Annotated in this window: 15 protein-coding genes; 6 read left to right on the top strand and 9 right to left on the bottom strand. The window is 60.4% G+C overall.

The features are described from left to right. Positions 1-132: 132 nt before the first annotated feature. Genes gnd through NTD89_RS00790 form a run of 3 tightly spaced genes read left to right on the top strand, consistent with a single transcriptional unit; the run spans position 133 to position 3457 of the window. A complete protein-coding gene (gene gnd, locus NTD89_RS00800) occupies positions 133-1116 on the top strand; it encodes a phosphogluconate dehydrogenase (NAD(+)-dependent, decarboxylating) (protein ID WP_065906492.1) in 984 nt (327 codons plus the stop codon). Next, complete coding sequence (gene zwf, locus NTD89_RS00795; RefSeq protein ID WP_262206109.1) at positions 1113-2636, top strand: glucose-6-phosphate dehydrogenase; 1524 nt, start codon at positions 1113-1115, stop codon at positions 2634-2636. Before gnd ends, zwf begins: the two co-directional genes overlap by 4 nt. Continuing rightward, on the top strand, positions 2633-3457 hold the full coding sequence (locus tag NTD89_RS00790) for an HAD family hydrolase (protein ID WP_262206108.1): 825 nt from the start codon (positions 2633-2635) through the stop codon (positions 3455-3457). The genes zwf and NTD89_RS00790 overlap by 4 nt, the downstream gene beginning before the upstream one ends. An 85-nt stretch (positions 3458-3542) precedes the next feature. Here NTD89_RS00790 and NTD89_RS00785 read toward each other — a convergent pair whose 3' ends face one another. Further along, positions 3543-3803 (bottom strand): hypothetical protein, encoded by a 261-nt coding sequence (locus tag NTD89_RS00785; RefSeq protein ID WP_106579746.1) that lies wholly within the window; start codon positions 3801-3803, stop codon positions 3543-3545. Positions 3804-4145: 342 nt separating this feature from the next. Between NTD89_RS00785 and NTD89_RS00780 the strand changes: the two genes are divergently transcribed. Beyond that, positions 4146-5471: a sigma-54 dependent transcriptional regulator gene (locus tag NTD89_RS00780; protein ID WP_262206106.1), complete on the top strand. Its 1326-nt coding sequence runs from the start codon at positions 4146-4148 to the stop codon at positions 5469-5471. 61 nt (positions 5472-5532) lie between these two features. Here the strand turns inward: NTD89_RS00780 and NTD89_RS00775 are convergent, their stop codons facing one another. The 7 genes from NTD89_RS00775 to NTD89_RS00745 all read right to left on the bottom strand — a co-directional run bounded on the left by NTD89_RS00775 (position 5533) and on the right by NTD89_RS00745 (position 11509). Beyond that, on the bottom strand, positions 5533-6843 hold the full coding sequence (locus tag NTD89_RS00775) for a transporter (RefSeq protein ID WP_145165703.1): 1311 nt from the start codon (positions 6841-6843) through the stop codon (positions 5533-5535). A gap of 49 nt (positions 6844-6892) precedes the next feature. After that, positions 6893-7642 (bottom strand): hypothetical protein, encoded by a 750-nt coding sequence (locus tag NTD89_RS00770; RefSeq protein ID WP_145165702.1) that lies wholly within the window; start codon positions 7640-7642, stop codon positions 6893-6895. Between the two features lie 37 nt (positions 7643-7679). Continuing rightward, complete coding sequence (locus NTD89_RS00765) at positions 7680-8357, bottom strand: C39 family peptidase (protein WP_145165701.1); 678 nt, start codon at positions 8355-8357, stop codon at positions 7680-7682. 62 nt (positions 8358-8419) lie between these two features. Continuing rightward, a complete protein-coding gene (locus tag NTD89_RS00760) occupies positions 8420-9115 on the bottom strand; it encodes a heme utilization protein (protein WP_145165700.1) in 696 nt (231 codons plus the stop codon). A 66-nt stretch (positions 9116-9181) separates the two neighbouring features. Beyond that, a complete protein-coding gene (locus tag NTD89_RS00755; RefSeq protein WP_106579752.1) occupies positions 9182-9745 on the bottom strand; it encodes an adhesin in 564 nt (187 codons plus the stop codon). Next, positions 9742-10197, bottom strand: coding sequence for a hypothetical protein (locus NTD89_RS00750; protein ID WP_262206105.1), 456 nt, complete (start codon positions 10195-10197; stop codon positions 9742-9744). The genes NTD89_RS00755 and NTD89_RS00750 overlap by 4 nt, the downstream gene beginning before the upstream one ends. Before the next feature lie 316 nt (positions 10198-10513). Beyond that, complete coding sequence (locus NTD89_RS00745) at positions 10514-11509, bottom strand: FecR family protein (RefSeq protein ID WP_242198330.1); 996 nt, start codon at positions 11507-11509, stop codon at positions 10514-10516. A 154-nt stretch (positions 11510-11663) separates the two neighbouring features. Here NTD89_RS00745 and NTD89_RS00740 point away from each other — a divergent pair, with 154 nt between their 5' ends. Beyond that, entirely contained in the window at positions 11664-11933 is a 270-nt protein-coding gene (locus NTD89_RS00740) for a PepSY domain-containing protein (protein WP_106579755.1), read from the top strand. 19 nt (positions 11934-11952) lie between these two features. Here NTD89_RS00740 and NTD89_RS00735 read toward each other — a convergent pair whose 3' ends face one another. Next, on the bottom strand, positions 11953-17109 hold the full coding sequence (locus tag NTD89_RS00735; protein ID WP_262206103.1) for a dermonecrotic toxin domain-containing protein: 5157 nt from the start codon (positions 17107-17109) through the stop codon (positions 11953-11955). 169 nt (positions 17110-17278) lie between these two features. On the opposite strand from NTD89_RS00735, the gene NTD89_RS00730 reads away from it, so the two are divergent. Continuing rightward, positions 17279-18316, top strand: coding sequence for an Ldh family oxidoreductase (locus NTD89_RS00730; protein ID WP_262206102.1), 1038 nt, complete (start codon positions 17279-17281; stop codon positions 18314-18316). Positions 18317-18334: the final 18 nt, after the last annotated feature.

Raw genomic sequence — 18334 nt, 5'->3', positions numbered from 1 at the left:
CGGCCGTGATGCTGAAACGATGGCCTTTTTTTGTCATGAAACTACAAGGATCCGCTCTGGACTAACCCTCATTAGCCTCATTGCGCTATAAACTATGTCACACATTTATTTAGCAGTTAGGAGCATCAGCACATGCAACTGGGGATTATCGGACTAGGCCGCATGGGCGGTAACATTGCGCGGCGCCTGATGCTCAATGGGCATACCACCGTTGTATACGACCGTAACGAAGCATTCGTCAAAGGCTTGAGCGAGGAGGGCGCCACAGGCGTTGCCGACTTGAAGGCCTTGGTAGCCGGGCTGCAAAAGCCTCGCGCCATCTGGGTCATGCTGCCTGCAGGCGACCCGACCGAAAACACCATCAATGAACTCAGTGAGCTGCTTGAAGACGGTGACGTGATCATCGACGGCGGCAACACCAACTATAAAGACGACGTACGTCGCGCTAAAGCCCTGTCGGAAAAAGGCCTGCACTATGTCGACGTCGGCACCTCCGGCGGCGTCTGGGGCCTGGAGCGTGGCTACTGCATGATGATCGGTGGCGACGCCGAGACTGTACAGCGCCTCGACCCGATCTTCGCCAGCCTGGCCCCGGGCCTGGGCAATATCCCTCGCACCAAGGACCGTTCCGCCTCGGCTGACAGCCGTGCCGAGCATGGCTATATCCATGCGGGTCCAGCGGGCTCCGGGCACTTTGTGAAGATGATTCACAACGGCATCGAGTACGGAATGATGCAGGCCTTCGCCGAAGGCTTCGACATCCTCAAGACCAAAAACTCGGAAAACCTGCCGGAAGATCAGCGCTTTGATCTCAACGTTGCTGACATCGCCGAAGTCTGGCGCCGTGGCAGCGTGGTCTCGTCCTGGTTGCTGGACCTGACCGCCGACGCCCTGGCCACCGATCCAAAGCTGGACGGCTACTCAGGTTCCGTGGCCGACAGTGGCGAAGGCCGCTGGACCATCGAAGCGGCCATGGAGCAAGCGGTGCCGGTACCGGTGCTGTCCACCTCGCTGTTCGCTCGCTTCCGTTCCCGTCAGCAGAGCACCTACGGTGACAAAATGCTGTCTGCCATGCGCTTCGGCTTTGGCGGCCATGTGGAGACTTCCAAGAAATGACCGTCAACGGCAAGAAACCCAAAGCCGAACCTGCTCCGCCCACCACGCTCTTTCTGTTTGGCGCCCATGGCGACCTGGTCAAGCGCCTGCTCATGCCGGCGCTGTACAACTTGAGTCGTGACGGGCTGCTGGGCGAAGGCCTGCGCATTGTGGGCGTTGATCACAACGCCATCAGTGATGCCGACTTCGCCAAGAAACTCGAGGACTTCATCCGCACCGAGGCCGCAAGCAAGGTCAAGGGCAATGCCGAAAACGCCCTCGACCCAGAGTTGTGGGCACAGTTGGCCAAGGGCATCAGCTACGTCGAAGGCGATTTCCTCGACGACAGCACCTACGTCGACATCGGCAAGAAGATCGCCGACAGCGGCACCGGTAATGCGGTGTTCTACCTGGCGACTGCGCCGCGCTTCTTCAGTGAAGTGGTGCAGCGCCTGGGCAGCGCCGGCTTGCTTAATGAAACCGACGATGGCTTCCGTCGTGTGGTGATCGAAAAACCCTTCGGTTCCGACCTCGCCACCGCCGAAGCGCTGAACGCGTGCCTGCTCAAGGTAATGAGCGAGAAGCAGATCTACCGCATCGACCATTACCTGGGCAAGGAAACGGTGCAGAACATTCTGATCAGCCGTTTCTCCAACGTGCTGTTTGAAGCGTTCTGGAACAACCATTACATCGACCACGTGCAAATCACCGCGGCCGAGACCGTCGGCGTAGAAACCCGCGGAAATTTCTTCGAAAAAACCGGCACCCTGCGCGACATGGTTCCCAACCACCTGTTCCAGTTGCTCGCAATGGTAGCCATGGAGCCGCCGGCGGCGTTTGGTGCCGATGCGGTGCGTGGTGAAAAAGCCAAGGTCGTCGGCGCCATCCGGCCCTGGTCGTTGGAAGATGCGCGGGCCAACTCGGTACGCGGCCAGTACACCGCTGGCGAGATCGCCGGCAAGGCGCTTCCCGGTTACCGCGAAGAAGCCAACGTCGCGCCCGACAGCAGCACCGAGACGTTCGTTGCCCTCAAGGTGATGATCGACAACTGGCGCTGGGTCGGTGTGCCGTTCTACTTGCGCACCGGCAAGCGCATGAGCATTCGCGACACCGAAATCGTGATCTGCTTCAAGCACGCGCCGTATGCGCAGTTCCGCGATACCGAAGTGGATGAGCTCAAGCCCACCTACCTTAAAATCCAGATCCAGCCCAATGAAGGCATGTGGTTCGACCTGCTGGCCAAAAAGCCTGGGCCAACCCTGGAGATGGCCAATATCGAATTGGGTTTTGACTACAAAGACTTTTTCGAGATGCAGCCGTCGACGGGTTACGAAACCCTGATCTACGACTGCATGACCGGTGACCAGACCCTGTTCCAGCGCGCTGACAACATCGAGAACGGCTGGCGTGCGGTGCAGCCGTTCCTTGACGCCTGGAAAGAGGACGATGGCATCCAGGCTTATAAGGCCGGTGAAGATGGTCCGGCAGCGGCCGATGCCTTGCTGGCCCGCGATGGCCGTACCTGGCATAGCCTGGGATGAATGATGCCGCGATCCATCCCATCCGATTTGTCCTGAGCGATATGGACGGGACACTGTTGCGTCCCGACCACACGCCCAGTCAGCGCACCATTGATACAGTGCGCGCCATGCGCGACGCCGGCGTGTTCTTCAGCCTGGCCAGCGGGCGGCCGCCCAAGGCCATGATGCAGATGATCGAAACGTTCGGCATCGATGTGCCGGTGGCAGGCTTTAACGGCGGCACGTTGATCAACCCCGATGGCAGCGTGCTGCTGGCCCATCATCTGCCGGCGGAGGCGGCGCTGGTCACGTTGGCGCTGTTCTCCGGGCAGCCGGGCGTCGAAGTCTGGCTGTTTGCCGATGGCGAATGGCTGCGGCGTGACCCGCCCGGGCCGATGGTGGCGGTTGAAGCCGCTGGCCTGGGGTATGGGCCACTGGTCGTGGAGAGTTTTGAGCCGTACCTGGATCGGGTCGACAAGATTGTCGCGGCCAGTCGCAATGCTGAGTTGCTGATCGAGCTGGAAGCGCAGTTGCAGCCCAAGGTTCAGGGGCTGGCCCATGTATCGCGTTCGCAACCGATTTACCTGGACGTAACAGCGATGCAGGCCAACAAGGGTGATGCCTTGAAAGCCCTGGCTGCGCACCTGGGTGTACCGCTTGAGCAGACAGCCGCCATTGGCGACGGCGGCAACGACCCGGCGATGTTTCACGTCGCCGGTTTGTCGATTGCCATGGGCCAGGCAGAAGAGGCCGTCAAACGTCAGGCCAGCGTCGTCACCGGCAGCAATGTCGAGGATGGTGCTGCACAAGCGTTAGAGCGGTTTATTCTGGCGGCGCGATAAGCGCCGTCACTGGCCAACGCAGATGCACTGAACTTCCGATCATTGTTTTTAAATGAGGGCAATGATCGGAAGTTGCTGTGTTGTCTTACTTGGGCATTGCCCAGGACTGCAACTTATAACCATCTTTGTCGAGTTCGGCGCGAGCCTGTAACAACAAATCTTCCAACTGAGCCGGGTCGGTATAGGCGCTCGAGGACAGCTGTTTGCTGCCAATACGCGTGTTGGTGCGGTCGATGACGCTCAGGCTGAGGGCGCCATTGCCATCGTGCCAGGCCACGCACTGAAAGGGCTGAAAAGCACGGTCTGCGATCAAAAGAGCTTCGTTGATGCGGAGCGGGGCGTTCATGTGAGTCTTCTCTCTAATGCCCATTCAAGTGAGTGCCGTCGGTTGGGCGAGCCAGACGGCGAGTTACTTGTACTGATGCTCGACGGCGGGGTACGGGTCACATGCTAGAGCAATAAATTTTAACTTTCCGTGATCAACGTCAGGTAAGCGGCTGTTTTGAAAGCTGAATGAACGTCTCTGTGCGCGGCGATTTTTACTTGGAAACCTTCAGCAGTGGCTTTCTGCCAACACTTATAGCGAAATGGTACAAGGCGCGCGTCAATACCTTGCTAGTGTTAGCGCCAGGCCTCACAAACCTTTGTTTCTAAATAACTTTAAGAATATTGGCGCCAAGGAATAGTCATGGTTGTTACACCTGTCCAGCGTCGTCTGCTTGTGGTCGATCCGTGTGATGACTGCCACGGACTGCTGCCCGGTCTGCGTACCGCCGGATGGGAAGTGGACAGCTGCGCCCTTGGAGTCGTCGGCGATCGGTCTTGCGACGTTGGCCTGCTGCGCTTGCAGCCCTATCACCTTGAGCGCCCGGAAGCGGTCAAGGAGTTGATCAGCCGCAGCGGTACCGAGTGGATCGCGGTGCTTAGCCAGGACGTTTTGCGCCTGCAAAATGTCGGAGATTTCGTCTGCGAGTGGTTTTTCGACTTCCACACCTTGCCGTTTGACGTGGCGCGCGTGCAGGTCACGTTGGGGCGTGCGTTCGGCATGGCCCGCCTGCGTGGCAAGGGCCACACGCTGATAGATGAGCCCGGGCATGAATTGCTGGGTGACAGCCGGCCGATTCGTGAACTGCGCAAGCTTTTGGCCAAGCTGGCACCGACAGAATCGCCGGTGTTGATTCGCGGTGACAGCGGCACCGGTAAAGAGCTGGTGGCCAAGACCTTGCACCGCAAATCCCAGCGCCACGCCAAGCCGTTTGTGGCCATCAACTGCGGTGCAATTCCCGAACACCTGATTCAGTCCGAACTGTTCGGCCATGAAAAAGGTGCGTTTACCGGCGCGCATCAGCGCAAGGTCGGACGCATCGAGGCCGCTCATGGAGGCACGCTGTTTCTGGATGAAATCGGTGATTTGCCGATGGAGCTGCAGGCCAACCTCTTGCGCTTTTTGCAAGAGAAGCAAATCGAACGTGTCGGCGGCAGCCAACCCATCCCCGTGGATGTAAGGGTATTGGCGGCAACCCACGTCGACCTGGAAACCGCGGTTGAGAAGGGCACCTTTCGTGAAGACCTGTATTACCGCCTGAATGTGCTGCAGGTGGTCACCGCGCCCTTGCGTGAGCGCCACGGCGATGTAGCGATGCTGGCCAACCACTTTTCACGTTTCTACAGTCAGGAAACCGGGCGCCGCCCGCGCAGCTTCAGCGAGGATGCACTGGTAGCCATGGGGCAACACCCATGGCCGGGCAACGTGCGCGAGTTGGCCAATCGCGTACGCCGCGGTCTGGTGCTGGCCGAAGGACGACAGATCGAAGCGGCGGACCTGGGTTTGCTGGGCGAGCAGGCAATTGCGCCACCGATGGCTACACTGGAAGATTACAAGCACCGCGCCGAACGCCAGGCGCTGTGCGATGTGCTCAATCGGCACAGCGACAACCTGAGTGTCGCAGCCAGGGTGCTGGGGGTTTCCCGGCCGACGTTCTACCGATTGCTGCACAAACACCAGATCCGCTAGGGCGGGTAAAACGAAAGCCCCGCAACGACCCTTATCGTTGCGGGGCTTTTCCTTGCGCGGCTTAAAAGTAGTACGGGAATTTCAAGCTGAACGTAAAGTCCGGCGCATCGTCCGTCATCCCGATCGACAGGTTCGGCACGATGGTCAGGTTTTCCGAGGCGGCAATGGTCATGCCCACGTTGAAATAACCGGCGTTGGCATCGCTGGACACCACCGACTGCCAGTCCTGGCCGTTTTGTTTGATCTTGCTTTTGCGCTGCACCAGGTCCGACACGGAAAACGACATGCTCATTTTCTCGTTGAGGGCGAAGGCGACCCCCAGGCCAAGTTGGAAGCTGTCGCCCAGGCTGATTTTGCCGGGGACTTTCTGGTTGACGTTAGGGCTGATATCGCCGAATGACTCTTCGAAGTTATGCGTATACGACAGCGAGCCGAACAGCACCGCCGGATCGAAGGTTTTCACCAGGGAGATGCCTGGCGTTACCGACCACACACCGTTGCCCGTCGGCAGGCTTTCCGGCACGGCAAGGTTATTGTTATTGGCTTGCTCGATCAGCTTGATGCCGTAGGGCTCCTGGCCGGTCGGGGCCTTGACGCGCACTGACACCACTGCATCCGGCAGGTTGGCGCTTTCATCCAGGAACTTGTAAGCAATGCCGAAGTTGACATCGCCGATGGTCGGGTCTCGGGTCACCGAGGCTTCGGACGTGGCGTTGGAGTCGCCGTTGGCACCGCCCGACTGATAAGTCGACTCGCGGTACACCACCGGCACGTTCAAGTCGAACTGCCAGCGATTGTCCAGGTTGTAGCGCCCGGTCAGGTCCAGGGTCCAACTGTCAGATTTGATTCGGTCCAGGTTAATGTTGCCCAGGAAGATCGAGTCCAGGGCCAAAAAGCCGTTGAGGGAGAGCTGGCGAGCATCGTAGCGGGCATAGGTAAGGCCGGTTTCGAAGCTGAACTTGCCGTTACCGAAAAAGCCGCTGGCTTCGTTGTACAGGTTGCTCACGCTTTGCGCCGGGGCCGAGTCGTCCTTGAGGCTTTGCCCGTAGGAACTGCCGCCGCCGGCGCCACCCGAGGCTGCCGCCGCACCTGTGCCAGGCGTATGACCGGCCACGGTGGTACCGCCTTTCTGGAAGTCGGCGGGGGATTTGGCCAAGCGTTTGGGGGCGGGTGTTGCGGGTTGGTCTTCTACCTGCCGTACGCGTTGTTCCAGTACGGCCAGTGCTTTTTGCTGCACTTCATAGCGTTGTTTGAGTTCCAGCAGTTCCTGCTTCAAGGTCTCAATGTCGGCATCCGGCGCGGCGTATAGCATTGATGCAGGCAAGAGCGTACTCAAGCAAACCACGGCACGTAACGATAACGATCGATGCATGAAATAAGCCGTCCCTTTCTAATGCGTAAGTGTCGTGGCTCAGCGTAGTTCAATATCCGGAGGGGCGTAGGCCTTTGAGTTGATCAAGATTAAGGTTTTGCGTGAGGTTGTTCAGACCGTTGTTGCCCAGCACCACATTGAGTTGGGTCATGTTGTTCACAAAGTTGCTGTTGCCTTGAATGACCGTGCCTTGCAGGACGTTGCCGCCGCCAATTTGCTGCACCGCATTGCCCTGGTTGTTACTGGCCTGAAGCGCCATTTGCAGCCCGCCGTTATTGGCCGTGACCGTCACCTGGCCGGCAGCGGTGCCGCCGGTGATCGGCTGGCCAGCCATCAGCGCTTGCCCTGATTGCACGTAGTTGGCAGGCGCCAGGCCGTTTTGGGTGACGTTGATGTCCACGCCGTTGCTGGCGGTGTTGCCGTCGCCCGCTGCGCGCACGCTTTGCGTCACGCCCTGGCCCGTGCCCAGGCCTGCGCCGCCGATGACCGTGCCGGTGCCTTGTGGTTGCTGGGTGACGCCGGTGCCATCATTGCCGGTCACCTGCACATAAAACTGAGGGGTCACGGTGGCTGAGCTGACCTGCATATTGGCCGTGCCGGTGACGGTTGCACCGGCGGCATTGGTCCAGGTGCTGCTCATGACGATCCCGAAGCTGATAATCCGCCCCGGCATGACATAACGCCCACGCAGCTCGGCCATTTCCGAGTCCTTGAGTTCGATCGGCTTGAACGCCGAGGAAGCATAGGCAGGTACTGAGGCTGCCAGGCACATGACCGTCAGCCAGCTTCGAGTGTTCATCGTGTGCTCCTGGAGCATCCTGCTCCTTATTGCGCTTCTAGAAGAAGTCGCTCTGGATAAAACCGAAGTCCATCAATTCACTGTCGCGTACGGGGCTGAATTCGTTCAGTTGGCTCTTGGCGGTCAGTGGGTTGGGCGGCGTGAGCAGGGCGTTGGCCTTGTCGTAACCCTCGCCGATAACCGCGAACACAATGCCGTTCCAACCTTTGACGAAATCGTCTTTGGCATAGCGCTTGTTACCCAGCACGGGGTCGCCGATGTACACCCAGTCGTTGTCGGCCCGTTGCAACACCACGAAATGCTTGTAGCCACGAATATCCAGCAACACCACCACCGGCACTTTCACGGTGATCAGTACTTGCGGGGTGATCCGGTAGCCCTTGGCGCGCATGTGGATGCTTTCCAGGTAGCGCTTCATGTCCAGCATCGAAAAGCCCTGGGTGCGCACGAGGTTCTGGTCGGCGTTGACCAGCATGCCCTTGATGACGTGGTCTTCATCCACGTCCATCCAATAGGCTTGGCGCAGGATGGTCGCCAGTGCGGCCGCGCCGCAGCTGAAGTCGGTTTTCTGTTCCACCAGGTTGGCGAACTTGCGCTCGCGGATGCTCTCGACCTTCTTGTAGACCACCGCGCCGTTAGGCATGACCACGGCCATTTGCGCCGCCCAGGTCGGGCCGGTGAGTGCCAGCAGCAGAAGGAGGGCTCCAAAGCGCATGATCGTAGGACCTGTTGGACACTGGAAATAAAAAGGGCCTTGTTGCCAAGGCCCTGTCTGCATCAGAAGCGAGTGATTGCGACGTTGTTCTGACCTTGGTTGTTGCTGCCCGACAGAACGTTGGAGTTCGACACGCCGGAGCTGAAGTTCATCGAGTTGTTCACGCTGGCGTTGTTGACCACCGGTTTGCTGCTCCAGCCGTGGCCGCTGCTCAGGTTCTGGGTCAGGTTACCCGACACGTCCTGCACGCCGGCGACGGTTGCGGCACCGCTGTCGCCATTACCCGAGGCGATTGCAACACTGCTGCTGCCCTGGTTGGAGGTGCCCGATGCGGCGTTCAGTTGAATCACGCCCGAAGCGTGGTTACCGCTGTCGTTGAGGGACGCGTTGTTTTTGGTGCCGCTGTTGATCACCAGGTTGCCGGTGTTCGACTGTGCGGTGCCGGTGCTGGCGAATACGAAGTCGGCGTCGCCGGATACGATGGCGACATCGTTTTTGCCTTGGTTGTTGTCGCCGCTCAGCACGTTGCCGTTGGCCACACCGCTGATGTTGTTGTAGGAGTCATTTGCCGAAGCGTTGTTCTTGGTTTTGTCATTGAGCACCACGTTGCCGTGGTTGCTTTGACCGTCTTGGGTGGTCGCCGCTGCGGTCGTTGGCGCAGACTGTGGATGATGGTTGGGTTGACCCGCTTGAGCAGCAACAGCCATGAGCGCAGCGAGAGCGAAAGCCAGTGGTTTGAGGGCCATTGTAGTTTTCATGGTGTATCTCCTTGCTTCTATTAGTTGGTTAAGTGTTGGTACGTTCCAGCTACCGACTCAGCTCCATCAGTTGAGTCGTAAATTCAGGGTGTTAGCCACTCGGTTCCCCACCCCGGCGCTCTGGTTGACCTGAACCACTCCACGGCTGCCGGTGAAGGCCTGGTCGCTGGTCACGACCTGGCGGCTGCCAGTGGTAGAGGTCAATCCTGAGTCGGTTGCAAGCGCAACGTTCTGTTGCGACATGACGCTGTCGTCGATGCTCTGCGGGCCAGCGCTGACGCTGATCCGCACGGCATTGATCATCTGGTTCTGGGCCCCGGCCGACTGATTGACGCTCAGTGCACCGTTGCCATTGCTGAAAGCGTTGCCTTGGATCGTCGTCCTGGCGTTCAGCGCGCGGTCGGCCGCAGCGCCGCTGATTTTTTGCGTGACGGTCACCGTTGCCTGGGCGTTGTGGCCCACAGCGATCGCGACGTTGTTGCTCAACTGTTGCTGATCGCCCGCAGCCTGGTTGATCGAGACCACGCCGTTGTACTGCGTGCCCGAGTTATCGATGCTGGCGTTGTTGTTGCTGTCGGCCATCGCCGCTGTGCAACCGAGCGCCGCCAGTAGCATCCAGGTGCGATTCATTTCATCGCCCCCCCGGCCATGCCGCTGATGTTGTTCAGCGGGGCGAGGCCGCTGGATATCGCACCGTTGACCGTGCCCGAAATGCCGCCGCCACTGTTGTGGCCGGCCGCGCTGCTGGCGCCCAGGCCTGGACCGCTGCCGATCGTGTTCAAACCAGTGATGTCGCCGTTGGGCATGATGCTGCGAGTAATGCTTGAGCCGCTGCTGATGCGCCCAATGTCGTTGTCGCTGAGTTCATTGGTGGAGGCGCGCAGCACTTGCGCTGACGGGTTGGCATTGACGGTGTTGGGGTAGGGGTCGACGCCGCGTGAGCGGCCGATGACATACGGTTGAACCGGGCGCTCAATCACGATCACGCCATCACCTGCCGCGAGCACTGGAAGGCTTGCGCCGGCACTCAATACGCAGCTGATCAGCAGGAGGCTCAGTGAGCCTGAAGTGTGTGTGTCCACGGCAGTGTTCCTTATTCTTAGCGCTGACCCTAAACAGCGCTGTAAGGGAGAGAGCAGAACGCGTGCCGCTTTTTATTTGTTTTTGAAATTCAGAGGGTTGGGATCAAAGCAAGGCGAAGTGATGGTCGTGCTGTATCAGCGTTGAGACAGTGCCCCCGTGGCCGCGCATAGGCGGCCCCGCCTCAAGGCTGTCTCATGGCTGAAACAGTCGGTGTGACAGAACGATGAATCCGCTCAGCACGGGCGGTTCAGGGCACAGACGTGTTTCAAAAATGGACACTCAGGGGCGCCAGCGATCCCGTTGATGCAAAGGGCATCAGCCTTTGGGGGCTTTACGTGGAATCGAATTGAGCACGGGGTTGCCGTCCTGGTTCTGGGTCAGGTAGACCGGCAAAACCTTGGGCAGGGAGGGGACGAGGTTATTGACCTCGTTGATGTTGTAGATGCCGCCGATGCGAATGGTCCCAGTGGTGGTGTCTGCCAGCATCACGGGTTTATTCAGGTAGCGGTTGATCAGTGGCAATGCATCGGCCAACGCCAGGTTGTCGAGCACCAGTTTGCCCTGGCGCCAGGCAAGCGCGGCGTCATTGGGGCTGATCGCGGCGATTTGCGGCGTAGCATCGCCCGTGTGGTAGCTCGCCTGCATGCCCGGAGTCAGCGGCACGCTGCCATGCACGGCGTCGCTGGAAATCTGTACCGAGCCCTCAAGCAGCATTACCCGCACCTGGTCCTCGTATTTCCAGACGTTGAATTGCGTGCCCGTGACGCGCACCTGGCCGTCGCCAGCCCGCACGATGAAGGGGTGGTGGCTGTCGTGAGCGACCTTGAAAAACGCCTCGCCCTTTTTCAAGGTCGCCCGACGCTCGTCCTTGTAGTGGCTGTAGACCAACTCGGTGCCCAGGTTCAGCTCCACCTGGCTGCCATCGCCGAGGGTGATCTTGCGCAGGCCCTGGGTGGCTTCGAAGTGTTCATACGAGCTGGGCAACCAGCCCGCTTCCCAGCCCGTGAGGGCGGCAAGCGGCAAGGCCGCCAGGCACACGGCTGCGGCAACGGCGTAGGCGCGCAGCCGCCTGCGCGGCTTGAACGCCAGCACCGCCGGCGCCGGCTCGCTGCGTGGCAGGTGATCGGCCACGTCCCAGATTTCCAGCATGGCCGCGTATTCGAAGGCGTGCAGGGGATGTGCGTCGTGCCAATCTGCAAAAGCCTGACGTTCGCCCGCCGTGCAGTCATCGGCATGCAAGCGCATGCACCAATGCGCGGCGGCGTCGGTGATGGCGTCATATTCGGCTTCTGAAAGGGACTTTTCGCTCATTAACTCATCCTGATTTCGCACATTCTAACCTCCCGAGGCGGATGGCGAGAACAGCCATCATGGCGATTGCACATCAATTGGAACTTATTCTCGTTTGAAAACATCAGAAAAACAGAGGACATGAGTCCGTCATTCCCCCCAATGGAGTACGAAAATGCTGAAGAAAACCTTAGTCGCCCTGTGTGCAACCACCGCGCTGCTCAGCGCTGGCGCAGCCCTGGCGGATAAACCGGGTGCGGGCTGGATCACCATCGAGAAGGCCATTGAAACCGCCAAGGCCAAGGCCGGGTATGTCGAAGTCTACAGCGCCGAAGCCGATGACAAAGGCTACTGGGAAGTCAAAGGGCGCAAGTCCGATGGCGTCGTCTATGAAGCGCGTATTGATGGCGCTTCGGGCAATATCCTGCGTGACCAGAAAGACTGACGTCCTGCCGGGAGCCTGCTCAGGCTCCCGCATCCAGCGCTCGGCCCAGTTGGCAGATCAAGTAAGTCACCGAGTCGGCATTCGCCAGAATGGTGTCGATGCGTTTGTCCGGGTCGCTCATGAAGATCGCCCGGGCGTCGTTGAGCGTCCGCGCACCGGTGGTGTTCAACACTTTATTCTTCAAGGCTCGGGTCCAGGGACGGTCACCAAAATCCTCCCATTGCTCGCTGAACACATCCCAGGTCTTGAACAGCATCGTCGCCGGCGTCAAGGTTGACAGCGCCGTGTCGCGCAGGTGAGCAAGGTCCATCAACATCAACGGCGCGCCGCTGACGTGTACATTGATCAGGTCTGTAAACGGTCGCATGGTGTCCAGGTAGGCCAGGTCTTCGGTCGCGGAAATCAAGTGCGTTATCTCGTGAATCAACGTCGTCGCGCGTGCGTGCGCCGAAATGTCGAACGGCACGATCAAGCGGTTCTGATAGATGTCCATGGGTGGGTCGAAGAACCGGTCCAGCAGGTAGATCTTCTTTTCGGCGTCGTTGGGCAAGACGAAGGCGAAGGTGTCGTGTGGGCTGTACCGGTGGATACCGCTGACAAAACGCATCGAGTCGGGGGCGGTCAGGGTGGGATTGACCAGTTCATCGAGCACTTCGTCGACTCGCCTTTCAACCCTGTGCATTTGTTCAGCGGTCATGGTGATGACGCCGAACAGCTCACTTAAAAAACATCCGACCCGACTGTTCGGGGCTCTCAGCACCGCAAAATTGACGATGTTGCGCTTGCAGGTGACCGCATAGTAGGTCGCAACGTTGAGCGCTTCGTCGATACAGTGCGCCTTCCAGCTGGACAGCGCGGCGATTTCCCGCAAACCCACGGCCTCGATATTGATGGCTTCCCGCTCGGCTGCACGGGTGGAAAGCCTGCCTGCGTAGCGGCTCAAGGTTTTTCCAAAGCGCGGGTGATGCCGGTCAAGGTCCAGCACCCACTCGCCCAGGGCGTTGCGCTGCAAATAAGGGCCTTGCTGTGCACCGTTGCTGATGCGCCAGTGCTCACCGGCTTTTTTCACGGGGTAGACTTTGCCCGCCAGCGGCACCAGGCTGAGGGCGCCGATGTCATCGTGGTACACGTGGCTGTAGGCGCTTTTTGTCAGGTCGGCCAGGGCAGTGTCGTGGTGTTCAAAGGTTTGCAGGTGCGTACGCCGCGGCGCCGTCAGGTCCTGCTCTGCCAGGCTGGTCGCGGTGGGGGCAGGGGCCTTGAGCCATTGCTCCAGCGTCGGTTGCTCCGCTGGGGTTGGCGCATCGGGCAAAACCCTCTCCAGGCTTTTGCGCAAGGTGGCCATTTCGGCCACGCCTAGCGCGAAAGTTTTCAAGGCGTGCGCCCAGCGGTGTTGCTGCAAGTCTTCGGCAGACAGTTTGAACAGTTTGTAGCTGCGCCACACCACCAGCGGGTACGTGAGTTTGCCCGCCATCAACTGCAGAGTCTTGGGGATTTTGCTGGTCAGCAGGCGGGTGATCGCCTCCCACTGTGTTTTGCCCGCAAGCGTGAACTGGCAGCTCAGCATCCGGTTCAGCATCTCGCTGTTGTCGGCAAACAGACGGTTGAGCAGGTTACCGCTGATGGGTGATGAGCCCAGACGAATCTCCGCGTTCTGCTGACGCCCATGCGGCTGCAGCAGATGGCGGTAAGTCGCCTGATGGGCCGTTTCCAGCTGACCCACGATCCACTCCTGCAAGGCCCCGGGCGTAGTGAATTCATCGAGCAGGGCGGCTTCATTCGCGTATTCCCTCAACACATGTTGGGGGCTGTAGGGCGCGTACAAAACCACTGGGGCGGAGGCGTCGGCGTGCGGGCCGATCAGGTAGCAACCCAAGGCCTTGACCAGGGCTGCACCCTCGGTGGCTATCAGTTCCAGCGGGCGAATGGTTGCCGTCACACCGCGCACGGCGGCGCGAGCCACGGCGTCGGGCATATCCAACACCTGCCGGATAAAACTCCAGGCCGAGCCGGACAGCCGCCCATCCAGTTTTTGTTCGTGGGCGTATTGCAGCAGTTGCCAGGGCAACTGCCGACAGAACAGGTGACGGCGCTGGCGTGTGTCTTCGGTTTGACCGCCCAAGTGAGCGGTCAGCAATGGCTGGTAAAGGCTTTTCAAGTCCAGCTGTCGAACCAGTTGCACCACGGCATTACCGTCCAGCGTGGGCGGCAGCGGCGTGGCAGTCCGTGAGGTCGGGCGGATCTGCTCGGCGCGCAACGCGGGCAGGTGCCGCAGGGCGAAGTCCGTCAGCGTTTGAATGGTGCCTTCGCGTTCGATACGCGCAGGAATCAGTATGTTGTCCGGGTTGACCACCTGCCCGGGAAAGCGCGCATTGAGCAGGGTTGAAAGCGTGCTCATGACCTGTTCGCGCAAGGGCGTGATGCTGTGCAGATAGTCACGCTCGTCCGGCGCACTGAGGCGATATTGTTCAAGCAGTTCGGCATGCAGGATCTGCTCTGACGGCTGCGCCATGCCCAGCCATACCGGCAGCGCCTGCTGGTTGACCAGGGCGCGGGTAAGCGTGACAGCCCTTTGCAGGTTGGACGGCGGCGCCCGCCGGATCAGCGCGTCCATGCAGTCCTGAAAGCGTTGTACGCTCACTGGCATCGACAGCAGGTGATCAACCTCGCCCGACAGGAACTGGTTGTAGGACTGTTGACGGTTGTTGAGCAAATGATCGTCGATGCGTTGCATCGGGCCCAATTGAAGGCGTTGATGAGGCACACGCCTCGACGCCGGCAGGTTTTCGACAAGGGGCAGGCGCGCCTGCTCATCTTGCAAGCGTTGCCCCAATTCATCGCGCAAGGCCTGGATCGAATCAAACGCCTCATAGCCGCGACTCACCGTCCATAGCAGCGCCGCACCGGAATGAAGAACGTCCAGGCCGCCGCGTTCCGACAGCACAAAACAATTGGCCAGGGGCTGCAGCGCGGTCTGCGTACCGACCTTCAAGGTCAGGCCATAGGCATCCGGTATAAAGCCGTTCAGGCCGTGGCGGGTCAGCCTGTCCATGCTGTCGGCATTGAGCACGCTGGCCAGCAGCCCGAGATGAGCCGGCGGCAAGGTCTTGGACAAGCGCCTCAGCTCAGCTTCGCCACTGAGGCCCTGAAACATTGCCTGGCCAAGATGCACAGGGTGAGTGTCCACCAGCAGGTGCGGCAGCGCGCGCAAGCCTTGCGTAAACGAGCTTAAGACCCGCTCGATGACCGCGTTGAACGTGGCCACGGTCAAACTCGGCGCCTGGTAGGCGACGCCTTTGCGCCGCTGGTAAAACCCGCTCCGGCTGGAGCCGGTCAAGGCGTTGGCCTGCCGGGCGAGCCGCGCGATGAAGTGTTCAACCATGTTCAATGAGGTCTGCGGTGGGCGCTCTTCGCGCTCCAGTGCTGTCGTGGCGTAGGTGTTGATCTCAATAGCGTCGGCACTCAGCGCCAGGTGCCTGCTGGCCAACTCTGCCTCCAGGGCGTGGGCTGCCAGCTCACGAAGCGGCCTGTGTTTGCTGCGTTCGAGCACCAGCGCCGCATTGACCGCATGCAGCCGCTGCAAGTGCGCCTTGGCCTTTTCCGCGATGACCGTGCCGGGCTGGCCACTGCCCGTGGTGATGGGGTGGACGCTCCAGCGCCCTTCGGTTTCCTGCTCCATCAGACGGCTGTCGAGCAGGGTGCGCACGTCCAGCGCACTGTCGAGCAGAGCGGCCAGGTCGATACTGCCCGCGCCGCGCCGATACACGCCTAACGCATGTTCCAGGTTGTTGAACTGTTTGGCCGCGATGTCTTCGATCATCTCCTCGAAGACATTGCCGACCACAGGATGGCCCGTGACGTGCAACGGGTCCGTGCCGACAAACAGACTGCGCTCATCCAGCGAGACGAAGTTGAGCAGCTCATCTTCATGCCCGGCGGTCCTGAGCATGACCCGCAGCGTGTCGTTAAGGGCATTTATGTCCTTGAGTACCTGCAGACCGCGCGACTGAGTGTAGAGATAAGCGTGGGTGTAGCTGATCAGCAAGGTGCTGGCCAGCTCCACCGTCTGATGATAGGGCGCGTGAACGCGCACTTTTTCCACGCTCAGGCTACTGGCGTAGGTGGCGCGGGCAGCCTGGTCCGAAAGAAACAGGGCGCGCAGCGCCTGGCTTTCTTCAGTGCTCAGGATCGTATTCTGGTGTTTGAACAACAGGTCGGCGCGAAACTTGTCACTCATCACCCGGGCAAAAAACCGCAGGCGTGATTGCCCGCCGTCGAAGTCTTCGTTCCAGTAGGTCTGGAGCAGGCTGTGCAACAGGCTCGAAAGGAGGCTGCTGGTTTGTTCGACGAGGCTGTCCCAGCGTTGCTGGTCTTCGGCCAGTTGCGCCCCGGTAAACGCGCGGGTGTCATGGCCGACGTTGAAGAACGTGTGGGTCTGCCCCGAGGGCCAGGCCTGCTTGACGTAAAACTGCAGCAGCGCATCGCGCAGTGGCATCGAGGCGACCCAGCGACGGTCTGCTGCCGTCGAGGCCTGGCTGAAAAAATTAACCCGCGTATCGCTCTGGTTGAGGCCGGGAAAGCAGGTTCGCGCCATGATGGTGAGCAATGTGTCGAGCATCCAGTGCAGGCTGGGGAGCTTGCGTAACTGCTCGAGCATCGCGGCCACATTTTTTTGTTGGCCGGCCAGGATGGCCTGCTCCTGGTCTTCCATGACCGCGCCCGGGATGACGGCGGTGCTCACCGTCAGGTGCAGATTGACCGGCAGTGCATCACGCTCGCCGATGGCCACAAACTGCAGCCACTCTTCGCGCTTGGCCGGATGCGCCAGGCGCTCCTGTACGTCCATGAGCAGGTCGGCGCGGCTGTCGAACAGCTCCAGGCCGCCATAGGGGCTGTAGAGCACGGCCTTACTGGCATCGGGTGTGGGGCTCATCATAAACGCCCCGGCCAGCACGATGGCGGGCTTGCCCTCAGCGGTGGCCAGCAGCCGTTCCACCTTCATCGGGTAGCCGTGCAGCGCCTCGTTCTGGCGCGCTGCATCAGTGGCGTAGTAGAGCGTGTGCAGCCAATCCAGGTCCTTGACCGAAAACCCCAGCGCGCGCTCTCGCGCAGTCGGGGCTTTGCGTTTGACGGTCTGTAGGAACTCATCGAAAAAGTACGGCGGTGTCACGTGCGTCATGGGGTGCTCTCCTTCCACGCGGCGGTCATCAAGCGCCAAAGTAGGAGGTCGCACAGCACGCTTGGCGGTAGATAACGCAAGCGCCCGTTGACAGCAGGCACAGGAGGCGTTGTTTAATCGGCGGTCTGGATTCTTGTTGTCTCTTCCAATTATAAAATCGGAGCTACAGATGTCTGCCCAGTCCCCGCTCGTTGACAGTCCTGCAGCATTCATCGGTTTCAATGACCTGGTGGGATTGCTGCAGGCGATATTCGTCAAGCACGGCACCTCACCGCAGGTCGCCTCGATCCTGGCACGCAATTGCGCCAGCGCCGAGCGCGACGGTGCGCACAGCCACGGCATTTTCCGCATCCCCGGTTACCTAAGCACGCTGGCCAGCGGGTGGGTCGACGGCAAGGCCACGCCCGTGGTCACGGATGTGGCGTCCGGCTTCGTGCGCGTGGATGCCGGCAACGGGTTCGCCCAGCCGGCCCTTGAAGCGGCGCGCGCGCTGTTGGTAGACAAAGCTCGCAGCGCCGGCATCGCACTGCTGGCGATTCACAACTCACATCACTTTGCCGCGCTGTGGCCGGATGTCGAGCCCTTCGCCGAAGAAGGGCTGGTGGCGTTGAGCGTGGTCAACAGCATGACCTGCGTGGTGCCCCACGGCGCCGACCGGCCGCTGTTCGGCACCAACCCCATCGCCTTCGCCGCACCGCGCGCCGACGGCTCGCCCATCGTCTTCGACCTGGCCACCAGCGCCATCGCCCACGGCGACGTGCAGATTGCCGCGCGCAAGGGCGAGCGCTTGCCGCCGGGCATGGGCGTCGACAGCCTCGGCCAGCCGACCCAGGACCCCAAAGCCGTGCTCGAAGGCGGCGCGCTGTTGCCCTTTGGCGGGCACAAGGGCTCGGCCTTGTCGATGATGGTCGAGTTGCTGGCGGCGGCGCTGACGGGAGGCAATTTCTCGTTTGAATTCAACTGGGCCGATCATCCGGGCGCGCGGACACCCTGGACCGGGCAATTGCTGATCGTCATCGACCCGAGCAAGACGGCCGGACAAAACTTCGCCGAACGCAGCCAGGAACTGGTGCGGCAGATGCATGCGGCGGGGTTGCGGCGCTTACCGGGGGATCGACGTCACCGCACACGGGCGAAATCGCAGCAACAAGGTATTGAGCTGGAAGCGCAAGAGTTGGCGCGCTTGCAGGCCTTGCTGGAGACGTAAAAAAGGGGCTGCGCCAAC

The sequence above is a fragment of the Pseudomonas sp. 14P_5.3_Bac1 genome, from assembly GCF_025466135.1.
GTDB lineage: Bacteria > Pseudomonadota > Gammaproteobacteria > Pseudomonadales > Pseudomonadaceae > Aquipseudomonas.
This window is presented reverse-complemented; position numbering and strand designations above follow the sequence as displayed.

Coding starts and splice junctions, on each gene's coding strand:
- gnd (WP_065906492.1), top strand. CDS start 133: ATGCAACTGGGGATTATCGGACTAGGCCGCATGGGCGGTAACATTGCG.
- zwf (WP_262206109.1), top strand. CDS start 1,113: ATGACCGTCAACGGCAAGAAACCCAAAGCCGAACCTGCTCCGCCCACC.
- NTD89_RS00790 (WP_262206108.1), top strand. CDS start 2,633: ATGAATGATGCCGCGATCCATCCCATCCGATTTGTCCTGAGCGATATG.
- NTD89_RS00785 (WP_106579746.1), bottom strand. CDS start 3,803: ATGAACGCCCCGCTCCGCATCAACGAAGCTCTTTTGATCGCAGACCGT.
- NTD89_RS00780 (WP_262206106.1), top strand. CDS start 4,146: ATGGTTGTTACACCTGTCCAGCGTCGTCTGCTTGTGGTCGATCCGTGT.
- NTD89_RS00775 (WP_145165703.1), bottom strand. CDS start 6,843: ATGCATCGATCGTTATCGTTACGTGCCGTGGTTTGCTTGAGTACGCTC.
- NTD89_RS00770 (WP_145165702.1), bottom strand. CDS start 7,642: ATGAACACTCGAAGCTGGCTGACGGTCATGTGCCTGGCAGCCTCAGTA.
- NTD89_RS00765 (WP_145165701.1), bottom strand. CDS start 8,357: ATGCGCTTTGGAGCCCTCCTTCTGCTGCTGGCACTCACCGGCCCGACC.
- NTD89_RS00760 (WP_145165700.1), bottom strand. CDS start 9,115: ATGAAAACTACAATGGCCCTCAAACCACTGGCTTTCGCTCTCGCTGCG.
- NTD89_RS00755 (WP_106579752.1), bottom strand. CDS start 9,745: ATGAATCGCACCTGGATGCTACTGGCGGCGCTCGGTTGCACAGCGGCG.
- NTD89_RS00745 (WP_242198330.1), bottom strand. CDS start 11,509: ATGAGCGAAAAGTCCCTTTCAGAAGCCGAATATGACGCCATCACCGAC.
- NTD89_RS00740 (WP_106579755.1), top strand. CDS start 11,664: ATGCTGAAGAAAACCTTAGTCGCCCTGTGTGCAACCACCGCGCTGCTC.
- NTD89_RS00735 (WP_262206103.1), bottom strand. CDS start 17,109: ATGACGCACGTGACACCGCCGTACTTTTTCGATGAGTTCCTACAGACC.
- NTD89_RS00730 (WP_262206102.1), top strand. CDS start 17,279: ATGTCTGCCCAGTCCCCGCTCGTTGACAGTCCTGCAGCATTCATCGGT.